General features: G+C 54.1%; 9 protein-coding genes and 1 pseudogene. 4 read left to right on the plus strand and 6 right to left on the minus strand.

Features of this window, described 5'->3' with window-relative positions; genetic code table 11:
- Positions 1 to 33: 33 nt before the first annotated feature.
- The 5 genes and pseudogenes from AB182_RS14820 to AB182_RS14840 form a co-directional block, all read right to left on the minus strand.
- The gene (locus AB182_RS14820) at positions 34 to 813 is read right to left on the minus strand and encodes a heme ABC transporter ATP-binding protein (RefSeq protein ID WP_047370773.1); all 780 of its coding nucleotides are present in this window, start codon (positions 811 to 813) and stop codon (positions 34 to 36) included.
- Positions 806 to 1,798, minus strand: a complete 993-nt coding sequence (locus AB182_RS14825) for a FecCD family ABC transporter permease (RefSeq protein WP_047370774.1) — start codon at positions 1,796 to 1,798, stop codon at positions 806 to 808. The genes AB182_RS14820 and AB182_RS14825 overlap by 8 nt, the downstream gene beginning before the upstream one ends.
- A pseudogene (locus AB182_RS14830) lies at positions 1,798 to 2,615 on the minus strand (heme/hemin ABC transporter substrate-binding protein). The gene AB182_RS14825 and the pseudogene AB182_RS14830 overlap by 1 nt, the downstream one beginning before the upstream one ends.
- Positions 2,612 to 3,664, minus strand: a complete 1,053-nt coding sequence (locus AB182_RS14835; protein WP_047370775.1) for a hemin-degrading factor — start codon at positions 3,662 to 3,664, stop codon at positions 2,612 to 2,614. Before AB182_RS14835 ends, AB182_RS14830 begins: the two are co-directional and overlap by 4 nt.
- 69 nt (positions 3,665 to 3,733) lie before the next feature.
- Entirely contained in the window at positions 3,734 to 6,106 is a 2,373-nt protein-coding gene (locus AB182_RS14840; protein ID WP_047370776.1) for a TonB-dependent receptor domain-containing protein, read from the minus strand.
- Between the two features lie 222 nt (positions 6,107 to 6,328).
- Here AB182_RS14840 and AB182_RS14845 point away from each other — a divergent pair, with 222 nt between their 5' ends.
- The 4 genes from AB182_RS14845 (at position 6,329) to AB182_RS14860 (ending at position 10,988) form a co-directional block, all read left to right on the plus strand.
- On the plus strand, positions 6,329 to 6,616 hold the full coding sequence (locus tag AB182_RS14845; protein WP_047370777.1) for a SelT/SelW/SelH family protein: 288 nt from the start codon (positions 6,329 to 6,331) through the stop codon (positions 6,614 to 6,616).
- 296 nt (positions 6,617 to 6,912) lie between these two features.
- Positions 6,913 to 7,596, plus strand: coding sequence for a helix-turn-helix transcriptional regulator (locus AB182_RS14850; protein WP_120785391.1), 684 nt, complete (start codon positions 6,913 to 6,915; stop codon positions 7,594 to 7,596).
- A 598-nt stretch (positions 7,597 to 8,194) separates the two neighbouring features.
- Positions 8,195 to 9,565: a tyrosine phenol-lyase gene (locus tag AB182_RS14855; protein ID WP_047370779.1), complete on the plus strand. Its 1,371-nt coding sequence runs from the start codon at positions 8,195 to 8,197 to the stop codon at positions 9,563 to 9,565.
- 160 nt (positions 9,566 to 9,725) lie between these two features.
- Positions 9,726 to 10,988 (plus strand): aromatic amino acid transporter, encoded by a 1,263-nt coding sequence (locus AB182_RS14860; RefSeq protein ID WP_047370780.1) that lies wholly within the window; start codon positions 9,726 to 9,728, stop codon positions 10,986 to 10,988.
- 215 nt (positions 10,989 to 11,203) lie between these two features.
- Here the strand turns inward: AB182_RS14860 and AB182_RS14865 are convergent, their stop codons facing one another.
- Positions 11,204 to 12,148, minus strand: a complete 945-nt coding sequence (locus AB182_RS14865) for a diguanylate cyclase (RefSeq protein ID WP_047370781.1) — start codon at positions 12,146 to 12,148, stop codon at positions 11,204 to 11,206.
- Positions 12,149 to 12,152 lie beyond the last annotated feature (4 nt).

Consider the following 12,152-nt stretch of genomic DNA (forward strand, 5'->3'; position numbering starts at 1 on the left):
CGACATCACCCGGCGAGTCCCCTCGCCGGGTGTTTACTCGCTCAAAAAGAGATACGGTTTTTCACTTTGTGGATGCTGTTCCACCCGCACATCCGCCTGATACCATTTTTCGATGATCGATTTCTGAATCACCGACCGCGGCGTACCCTGCGCCACCAGTTTCCCCTGATGCAACAGTAAAATCCGGTCTGCCCATAGCGCCGCCAGATTCAGATCGTGGAGCACCGCGCAAACGTGCAGTTTTCCGCGCCGGGTCAGGCTTTTCATCAGGCGTAGCAACTGCTGCTGATGGTAGAGATCCAGCGCTGAGGTCGGTTCATCAAGAAACAGCCAACCCTCTGGGCCATCGTCCTGCCAGAGCTGCGCCAGACTGCGCGCCAGTTGCACACGCTGCTGCTCCCCACCGGACAGGGTGCTGTAGCGGCGGCCCGCAAGTTCGCGACAACCGGTCAGCGCCATCACGCTGCGCACAATCTCACTTTCGCGGCCAGGCCCCCAGGGTGCACGCCCCATGGCGATAACGCCTTCAACCGGCCAGTCAAATTGCATCCGGGTTTGTTGTAGCATCACCGCCCGGTGACGGGAGAGCGCCTCCGGCGGCCAGTCATGTAACGGGCGCCCCTCCAGGCAACATCGGCCTTCGTTGGCAGCCAAAAACCCGGTCAGCAGGCGCAGCAATGTCGATTTCCCGGCGCCATTGGGACCGATCAGCGCCACCAGTTCGCCCGCGTCAAGGGTGACGGAAACATCGTTAATCAACCGGCGCCCCCCCGCCCACAGGCTGAGGTGCTCTGCCGTTAAACACTTAACCATGAGCGCCCCTCCCCTGACGGAAGATAAGCCACAGGAACCACGGCGCGCCCAGCACGCTGGTGAGTAACCCCACCGGCATTTCTGCGGGTACCACCACTGTGCGGGCAATCGTATCGGCAATCAGCAAGAGCATGGCTCCGGCCAGCACCGAACCGGGCACCAGCGCCCGGTGGTCCGCCCCCAGCCACAGGCGCATCAGGTGGGGCACCACCAGGCCAATAAAGCTGATAATGCCGCTGATGGCGACGCTGGTGGCCACCAGTAGCGCGCTGCACAGCAGTAACAACCGCTGCAACACAGGCACATTCACCCCGAGGTAATGCGCTTCTTCATCGCCCAGTTGCAGCAGGTTGAGCTGTCCGGCTACGCGCCAGACCACGGCGACAGACGGCGCCATCAGTGTAGCGGCGACGGCAAGCGTTGACCACTGCGCCTGCCCAAGCCCGCCCATCCCCCACAGGGAGAGCTGGCGCAACTGGGCATCGCTACTGATCCATGACAGCACCCCCACCAGCGCGCCGCACAGGGCGTTAATGGCAATCCCGACCAACAGCAGTTGTGAGAGCGAGCTGTCGCGGGTTTTGCTGAGGATAAAGATAACCATCATCACCCCGGCGCTACCGACAAATGCCGCCAGCATCGGCGCATACAGGGCGACAATGGCGGGAACCGTCAGCGGCAATACCAGCCAGCAGGCGACCGCCAGCGCCGCGCCACTGCTGACCCCCAACAGGCCAGGATCGGCCAGCGGATTACGAAACAGCCCCTGCATCACGCAGCCGGAAAGCGCCAGCGATGCACCGACCACCAGCGCCAGCAGCACGCGCGGCAGACGGATGGTCAGCCAAATCTGGCGCAACGCGTCATCACCGCTGTGCCAGAGGCTGGCAAGCGGGAGCTGCATCGCCCCGACCGTACTGGCCATCAGCGTTACCCCTGCCAGCAGCGCCATCAACCCCCACAAATAGCGATTCACAGGGCGCATTACGGCAATTGCTCTGCTTTCGCGCGTAGCGCTTTTAACGCCTGTGGGGTGCGAACGCCAAAACCGAGCAGCGCGATATCATCAACGATCAGCAGGTGCTTACTGCGCCCGGCGGGCGTTTGTGCAAGACCGGGCAGTTTCCACAAATTCTCTTCCCCGCCCATGCTTTTGACGCCGTCAGCGGAAATCACTACCAGGTCCGGTTTGCTGGCGATAACGCCCTCTTGCGAGAGGTTGCGATAGTGGCTAAAGCCCTGCATGGCATTGGTTAAGCCTGCGGCGCGAATCGCCCCGTCGGCGGCGGTCTCCCGCCCTGCGACCATCGATCCCATTCCGCCGTGGCTGAGAATAAACAGCACGCGTTTGTTAAGCGGCTGCGTTGGTAGTGCAGCGATTTCAGCATCCAGTTTTTTGCGCAGTACGGCCCCTTCGTCGGTTTTCCCGATCGCCGCGGCGACAACCTCCACTTTCTTATCAATAGCCGCCACGTCATAACCGCCGGGCACGCTCACCAGCTTGACGTTGTTCTCTTCCATTTTTTCAGCACCAGCGAGGGCTGCGCCTGGGCGCTTGCCAGTACGAGTGTCGGGCGCAGCGAGAGGATGCCTTCGGCATTCAACTGGCGCACATACCCCACGTCGGGAAGCTTTTGTACCTCAGCAGGCCAGGTGCTGGTGCTGTCGCGCGCGACCATCTGCGGCCCCGCCCCCAGCGCCCAGGCAATTTCCGTGACATCGCCGCCAAGCGTGATAATCCGTTCGACGGCAGCGTTGGCCATCAGCGGCAACGCCGCCAGCAGAAAGAGACATTTTTTCATGCCGCTTTTCCTTTCTCTGCCAACGTGTCAATTTGTGCGCGCCACAGGCTCTGTTCTGGCTGGCCTTCGCTGCGCTGGCCGTACAACTGGGCGATCTGCGTGCCATCGGCGGCAAACAGTTCGAGACTGGTGACATGCCCGTCGGCTGTCGGCTTACGAGTTACCCAGCTTTCGGCGATGGCCTCTTCGCGCAGATGCAGGGTGAAGGCCGGGTTGAAAATATTGATCCAGCCTGCCATCGGCGTCACCTTTTCCAGCGCGCCGGTGAAGATCTGCACGCAGCCACGGTTGCCGACGAAAATCATGATTTCGTTGCCCTCACGCACCACGGTTTCCAGCAGTTGCGGCAGGGCATCGTTCGCCACACGCAGGGCGAGATCATCCCCCACCAGGCGGAAGGCCTGCTGGCGTGAAATATTGTGCTGTTTCAGCAGGCCGAAGAACTGATGTACATCGGTCATTGCGCGCCAGGCTTTGTCCAGCGCTACGCCATCGACATTCCGGGCGTAGTTGGGTGCATCGACCGCTTGCAGCGCGAGCGGCTGCACGTGCGGAGCGCTAAAACGACCGACTACATCATTCCACGCGGCGCGATCGGTCTGTTCGGTGGCATAGACCTTCAGCACCGCATCGCCCTGATGGTCAAAGAACTGGATGCTCTGGCGTTCCCCGCGCGCACTCGCGTCACGCACAAAAAAGGCACTGGCCCACTGGCTGATAAACAGGCGCAAATCGAGCGCCCGTGGGTTCAGCACTAAACCGGCACGTTCACTGATATGCTGGTTGGTAAAACGACCCAGATGTTCGTGCACCGCATATTCATTACGACAAATGCACTTCGTTTCCCCCACCAACTCGAGGGCGCTCAGGATCTCGCGTGCGTCATGCGTCAGCGCGGTGGCGTCATGCCCTGTGCGGGCAAACGTGAGTTGCGCTTCGCTTATTCCCATCTCAGTGGCGATGTCGCGCGCGTATTTGCCCGGCGTGGCGGTTTTCAATACCTGATACTGCTGCCAGATAGCCGCGTAATCTTGCGATGAAGAGGTCATGGGTGTGCTTCCTTTATGATATTTACCTCCGGCGCACAGGCCGGAGGTGCAGGTTAAATGGAATAAAAATCAGAAGTCGACGTTGACGCCCAGTTGCCATGTACGGCCTGGCATCACGGCCAGCGCTTTGTCGTAAGCATCCTGATGGGTGGTCTCTTCCTGGGTACGGCTGTTGAGGTAATCCCAGTATTTGCGATCGGTGATGTTATAAACGCCGCCGCGCAATTTGACGTTCTTCGCCACCTGCCAGTACGCGGTCCAGTCCAGCAGGCCATAGCCCGGCACGCGCATATACTCGGTGCTGGCATCGCCAAGGGACGAGCCGTTATTGCTGAAGGATTCGCGGGTTGTCGCGGTGGCCTGTTTTCCTTTCACGAAGGTGGCGGTCAGCGCGGTGCCGTAACGTTTAGCCGGGTCATCCCAGGCTACGCCTGCGATGGCTTTCATCGGCGCGACACTATCAAGGTCGATATATTTGTCGCCCATATAGCTCGATTTCGACTGGCCCTGCGTATAGCCGTACGCCAGGGTCGCGCTCAGGCCATTGACCTCTTCAAACCAGGTGCCGAAATTGAATTTGGCGCTGATTTCACCGCCATAGATAAAGGCTTTATCGCGGTTTTCCGCCTGATAAGTGGTGTAGATATTGGACGGTATGCGGGTGAACTTGTCCGGGTTGCCGGTGCGGGTGTAACGCGTATAGGCGATAAAGTTCTTATAGCTGTTGTAGAACAGCGCGGTGCGCAGGGTGACGCCTTCCACCACCTCGCCTTTCATCCCCCACTCTAGGTTATCGCTGGTTTCGGTTTTAAGGTCGGTATTGCCGATCAGCGCATACTGCCCACGCCCGGCATAGTTTGAGCCCAGGTTCCAGGAGCCGTACAACTGACTGGCGTTAGGGAATTCCGCCCCACGCTTGTATTGCAGATAGGTCATCAGACGCGGAGTCAGATCGTACTGGAAGGTCAGCGACGGCAGCCACTGGGTATCTGAGTTTTTGCCATACAGCGTGGCAACATCGGACTCATCCAGTACCGGGCTGTTGCTGGTCAGGCTGGCGAGGTTGTCTGGTTTCATCGACTGATGGACAACGCGCACGCCTGGGATAATCGCAAAGTTATGGTCGGCAAGATCGAAATTAATCTGATCCTGGGCGAACGCCCCCAGGGTGTAGCCACGGCTGTCTGCTTCCGGCTGCATAATTTCGCTAAAAACACTCGGAATGGGCGACTGGCTAAACGGACGCTGCGTTTTGGTGGTACTGGCGTTGAAACCGGCGCTTAAATCGTGCCGCCCAAGGGTTTTCGTCAGCGCGTTGGTGATGCCCCAGGTATCGGTATCGTAGTTGGAATTAACGGTTTCCATCGACAGCGTGGTGCTGTCCGGCATGTATGTCCAGTCGTGAGCTTCGGTATGCTGGTAGTACACTTTGGTGGACATGCTGTCCAGCCACGCATTCACCGGCGTCCAGTCATCTTTCAGGCTGACGCCCCAGCGACGCGTCTGGCTGGTCTGGTTGGCATTGCCGATAATGGAACTGCCCGCGCTGTTCCACGCATCGTAATGGGTGTGGTTGGTTTTGTGGTAGTAATCGACCGTGCCGGTAAATTTATGTGTCTCATTCGGTTGCCAGATACCGGAAGCCAGCATCGCATCGGAGTGCCAGTTTGCCGGGTAGGCGTCAATAGTGCCGCTGTTATTACGGGTCTGCTGACCATCGCGGCGGCTGTAAACAAAGATACCGCGCAGGGTTTCATCGCCGCCCGCCGCCGTCAGGCCATTGTGCCAGCTACGGTCCGCTGAATCATAATCAGACTGGTAACCGAAGTAAGTCTGCTTACCCGGGTGCAGGTAAGTGTCTGCCGACTTCGGCTGGAACGAGACGTTACCACCGATAGAGGTGTTAGCGGTTTCGGTGGAGGTGGCGCCAGACTGAATATCAATCCCACCGTACATATACGGGTCGATATAATCGCGGCCAATACCAAAGGTGTTCAGGCCCGCGCGGCTGACATAGCTACGCCCGGTGGCATCGGGTTGCGCAATGCCGTCAACGTCGATACCGACACGGTTACTTTCCAGCCCGCGAATGTTGTATCCGGTATAACCGCCACGGTCGAAGCCGCTTTTGCCATTGCCGGACCCTCCGCTTGCGCCGGTGGCGCTAATAAGCGGTTCATAGCGCATGACTGAGCCAAAATCGTTGGCGCCTTTGTTTTGCAGATCCTCGGCGCTCACCCTATGGCTGTTGCCCGCTTTCAGTATCGGTGCAGGGGCGGTAACAACCATCTCCTCGGCATTGTCCTGCCGGGTATCGGCCGGGGTGGTCTGTTTGACGTGAGTATCAGCCGCCATAACCGTGGTCTGATACAGTGCTGCGAGCAGTGAAGTCACCAGGGCGCTCTTACGAAACGGTGCCCGGGAAAGTTGCGATGTACCCATAATTTTGCAAGCCTTAGAATTTATTAGTATCAGGCCCACCGTGCTTCCAGTCTTTTTATTGAGCGGGTGATGTCAGCACAGGACACACGGCTTCGCTCTTTTTCTTGATCGGAATCATAATGATAACCATTATCAGTTGCAACAACTTCGCAATTTCTTCACGCTTTGCGCATTCTTTTGTCTACACTAAGCCAACGTTTACACTTGCTGGTTAACACGATTATGCAAACCAAACCCGCTATCACCTTACAGTACTGCTCCCAGTGCAACTGGATGCTTCGCGCCAGCTGGATGGCGCAGGAACTCCTTCACAGCTTTAGTACCGACTTAGGTTCCGTTACCCTGGCGCCAGGTACGGGCGGTATTTTTGTCATTGATATTGACGGTAAGGTTATCTGGGACCGTAAAGTGGATGGCGGTTTTCCGGATGCGGCTGAGCTGAAACGCCGCGTGCGGGATTACTGCTTCCCGGATAAAGATCTTGGGCATGTGGAAAAGAAAAACCATTAGCCCTCAGGGAATGTGCGAGCCATCAATATTGGATGCTCGCGCATCAATAAATATCAGAGACAAACAGCACCGTGGTACCTTAATCCCTTTTTTCACCACCGCGCTTATATTTGCTCAAAAGACGGCTGCAAATAATCCTCCACGCAGTAAATATATATTTACCCCGCTCAATCCAAACCATTGATTAAAAAGAGATTACTTTATTTAAGTGATCTGCTTCATATTATTTATTTTCCCCCATTAAGCCTTTTCTGCTGCCCGATATGATGCGAAAAATATCAACAATGGAGATAACAATGAATAAAGATGAATCAATCAAGGATATCGGCTTATTTACCGATGCGGATACAGAATGCATGAAATCATTTTCCCATCTTGCAGAAATGATCGCAGGACTGATAGGCCCACACTGCGAAGTGGTGCTGCATTCATTTGAAGATCACAAAGCCTCGGTGAATAAAATTATTAATGGCCACCACACCGGCAGAACAGTCGGCTCGCCTATTACTGATATGGGGCTTAAGACCCTGCAATTGTTCAACAAAACGGGCATCAATAATACGCTGAGCTATTTTACGCGAAATAAAAAAGGCGAATTATTTAAATCAGCGACATCGGTGTTATTTGGCGAAGAAGGGAAAGCGATTGGGCTATTTTGCGTCAATATCAATCTCTCGGTTCCCTTTCACCAGATGCTCGAAACCCTGATCCCGGACGGTGAGGCCCCCATGCCTTTTACCGAACATTTCGCTGCCAGCCCGCATGAGGTCGTAATGGAAGCGGCAGATAAGGTCATTGCCAGCGTACAAAAAGACGTCATGATAACCCGCAAATTCAAAAACAAAGAGGTGGTTAATCAGCTGTATAATAACGGGATTTTCGAACTAAAAGACGCGGTTAAAATTGTCGCTGCCCGTCTTGGTATCACCCGCTATGCCATCTACAAGTATCTGCGTGAACGTAAGTCCCACCAGGCATAATGCCTGTCGTTGCGCGGCCATCATGGCTGCGCCCTGCCCCTTTTTCGCTTCAGTGCCGATATCTGTCACAGTGTACTTTGTGAACGGAAAACAAAACCCTCCACGCATCACGATCACTATAACCTACTGAAAAGCAGTCCTTTAACATTGCGACACAACCTGACCGTAAACCAAAATTTACGACAACAAGTGATCTTTATGAAATGAATGAACGCTAAAACGGGATTTATTTCTCAATTTCACTCCGCTGGTTCACATTTCAAAACAGCGGCAAAAAAGCGTCGTTCATTGAATGTTCCAGAATAAATGGGATGATTGCCTTTCTGTTTATTTCGGCATACCTTCCAGCCAATGCAATCACTTGAAAATAGAGTGTATTTTATTTTTATTGTGAACTTTATCACCCGTTTTACATTACTTAAGGAAATGCTCAAATCGAATTTAACCTCTGTTATTCACTTTGCCATGACTTTATCGCATGATGCGTTTGCCAAATGATTCCCGGGAAAGGGAAAGACCATAAGACGCCTCCAGAATTAACTGGAGGAATTCGATTCGCTATACCTTTTTAAATTACAGAACTCACTGGAGATATAAAATGATCTATCCGGCAGAACCATTCCGTATTAAAAGTGTTGAAACCGTCTCAATGATTCCCCGTGACGAGCGTCTTAAAAAAATGGAAGAAGCAGGTCTTAACACCTTCTTATTGAACTCCAAAGATGTGTATATCGACCTGCTGACGGATAGCGGCACCAACGCCATGAGCGACAAACAGTGGGCGGGCATGATGATGGGCGATGAAGCCTACGCAGGTAGCGTCAACTTTTATCACCTGGAAGCCACCGTACGTGAGTTGTTCGGCTTTAAACATATCGTGCCGACCCACCAGGGCCGTGGTGCGGAAAACCTGTTATCACAGCTGGCGATAAAACCGGGGCAGTATGTAGCGGGCAATATGTACTTTACGACGACCCGTTATCATCAGGAAAAAAATGGTGCCTCGTTTGTTGATATCGTACGTGATGAAGCACATGACGCCACCCTGAATGTACCGTTTAAGGGCAATATCGACCTGAATAAATTGCAGAAATTGATCGATGAAAAGGGAGCCAAAAACATTGCTTACATCTGCCTGGCGGTGACGGTTAACCTGGCGGGTGGACAGCCGGTTTCGATGGAAAACATGCGCGCGGTGCGTGAACTCACCAGCGCACATGGCATCAAGGTCTATTACGATGCGACGCGCTGCGTGGAGAATGCTTATTACATCAAAGAGCAGGAAAAAGGCTTTGAGAACAAGAGCATCAAAGAGATCGTGCATGAGATGTTCAGCTATGCCGACGGCTGCACCATGAGCGGTAAAAAAGACTGTCTGGTGAACATTGGCGGCTTCCTGTGCATGAACGATGACGACCTGTTCTCTCAGGCGCGTGAGCTGGTGGTGGTTTACGAAGGGATGCCCTCTTACGGCGGTCTGGCCGGACGCGACATGGAAGCCATGGCAATTGGCCTGCGTGAAGCCATGCAGTTCGAATACATCGAGCACCGCATTAAGCAGGTACGCTACCTCGGCGATAAACTGAAAGCAGCAGGCGTGCCGATTGTCGAGCCGGTTGGTGGCCACGCGGTATTCCTGGATGCCCGCCGTTTCTGCCCGCATCTGAGTCAGGAAGAATTCCCGGCGCAAAGCCTGGCAGCCAGTATTTATGTGGAAACCGGAGTGCGCAGCATGGAGCGTGGCATCATCTCCGCCGGACGCAATAAAGAGACTGGCGAGCATCATAAACCGAAACTGGAGACCGTGCGTCTGACCATTCCGCGCCGCGTATACACCTATGCGCATATGGATGTCGTCGCCGATGGGATTATTCAACTGTATAAACACAAAGAGGATATTCGCGGCTTACGTTTCACCTACGAGCCCAAACAGCTGCGTTTCTTTACCGCACGCTTTGAATACATTTAATGTGTTTTCCTGCCCCATGACCTGATGGGGCAGTTTTGTTTCTCGCCGATAAAAAATGATGTTCAAACTTATATAACGCTACCCGGAATATTCCCGTTGCAGCCAATACTTCTGCAACCTGAATAATGACGGGTAAGAGACTTATTCAGGAATATCTATTATGGCTCTCTCTTTATCCGAACCGATTCGTGACGCCGGGCTGACCAGCGGCGCCATGCTTGTTATTGCTACCGTGGTAGGTGGCGGTATGTTTTCACTGCCTATCGCGATGGCGGGCGTCTGGTTTCCGGGCGCCACCCTGGTCCTTATTGCCATTTCGCTGATGATGCTGATGACCGGATTAATGCTGGTGGAAGTGAATCTGCATTTTGATGTCGGCGCCAGTTTTAATACGTTTACCCTGGAACTGCTCGGCAAACGCTGGAATTTTGTTGTCGGCCTCGCCTTCGGTTTTGTTTTATATATTCTGACCTACGCCTATATTTCCGGCTCGTCGGCGGTATTATCGAACACGATCGCCAAATACAGCGGGATGGCCTTGCCTTCCCCCGTGTCGATTATTCTGGTGAGTGTGATTGTCAGCCTGATTGCGTGGTATAGCTCGTTGCTGGTTGGCCGCATCACCACCGTTCTGATCTTCGGTAAATTTATCGCTTTCTTCGCCACCTTTTCCGGCATGATTGGCACGATTAATCTTGATAACCTGATCGATAGCGCCAGCGTCGCTTTGCCGCAAACCCGCTATCTGCCCTATGTGTTAATGACCCTGCCGTTTTGTATTATCTCTTTCGGCTTTCATGGCAATGTGCCAAGTCTGGTGAAGCTTTACGGTAAAGAGAATATTCATCACATTAAAAATTCCATTATCGTCGGAACGTTATTTGCGTTGATTCTCTATATCTTTTGGCTGGCAGTGACCATGGGCAATATCAGTCGTGCGGACTTCTCGCCGATTATCGCCAAAGGCGGCAATATCGATGTGTTTGTTGAGGCGATTGGCGGGATTTTTACCAGCCGCTATATGGAAGTGATTTTGACGTTCTTCGGTAACTTTGCCGTTGCCAGTTCGCTGCTGGCTGCCACGCTCGGACTGTTTGATTACATTGCCGACCTGTTCCATTTTCCCAATAACGGCATCGGGCGCTGCAAAACCGCCGTGGTAACCTACCTGCCTCCGGCGGCGGTGTGCCTGTTTTTCCCCAATGGTTTTGTCCACGCTATCGGTTATGCCGGGCTGGCGTTTACCATCTGGAGCGTGATCCTGCCGCCCTTCCTGGTAAAAAGCGCCCGCCAACGCTTCGCCACAGCTGCTTACCGAGCGCCCTGCAATAATGCCGTGCTCAATACCGTTATCGTCTGCGGCGGGATCGTCTATTTAACCGTTATTCTTGAAGTTTTTGACCTGCTTCCCGTGTTTCGTTAACGGGTGTTAGCACCGAGGATGGCGATGTTTCTGACCCTGCTCCATTACCAGCAACCCCTGTTTTGCCACTTTACGTTGCTGCGTGTTGCGGTGACGCTTTTACGCAGCATGGGACTGCGTAAAAAAACGCGTTGCCAGTAAACCAGAGCCTGCGTTGCAGACCCTGTGTTAAATGCTCATCCCCGCTCAATCTGGCTACGAAGGTTTGGCGGGGATTACGACTCGTTCCTGGTCGCGGTGCTGGCGCGAACAATATTACGCCCGGAACGCTTTGCCTCGTACAGCGCGTCATCCGCCGCCTGAATTAAACTGCCATAGTCTGTATGCACACGTTGGTTGAGGCTGGCAACACCGACGCTGACGCTCACGACGTCACCCGGCGAACCAGAATGCGGCAGTCCCAGCGCCTGCACACTGGCGCGCAATCTTTCCGCGACAACGACCGCATCGGCCGAGCGCGTTTCCGGTAAAAGCGCACAAAACTCTTCCCCGCCGTAACGGAAAAGCATGTCATAAGGGCGCAACAGCGACCCCCGCATGGCTGCCGCTATCTGTTGCAGGCACAAATCACCCTGCTGATGACCATAACGATCGTTGTAGCGCTTGAAGTAATCCACATCAATCAACAACAGCGCCAGCGGTTTGTTATTACGCTTACTGGCACGCCACTCTTTCGCAATGCATAAATCGAAATAGCGACGATTGCCCACCCCCGTCAGCCCATCAGAGAGCGATTGCGAGAGCAGCACATGTGCCTGTTCGCGTAACAGCGACTCCCGGCGAACGGCCATACTGACATCCACAATCTGAATGAGGCAGTAGCGTTCCACATCGCCCAACGGGACGATAGTGATCGCCTGACTTAAACGCTCACCGGGCTGCGCGGGTTCCGCAAACAGTGGGAACGGTGAGCGATGCAGCGATTGCGACAACAGTGCCGGTAAGTTGTGACATATCGCTTGTTTAATCGCTACGCCAACCCGATGGTTACGTAGATCCGGAAAAATGGCGAAAAAATCCTGACCTTTGGCTTCGCTTGCCGCACGACCTGTATGTGCTTCTAACCACGCGTTCCACAAGGTAATCCTGTAGTTCGCATCAACAACAATCACGCCCAGACTCAAGGCGGAAAATGCATCCAGTAGCAGCTTGTCATTCATGGTT

The organism is Phytobacter ursingii (assembly GCF_001022135.1).
Taxonomy (GTDB): Bacteria; Pseudomonadota; Gammaproteobacteria; order Enterobacterales; family Enterobacteriaceae; genus Phytobacter; species Phytobacter ursingii.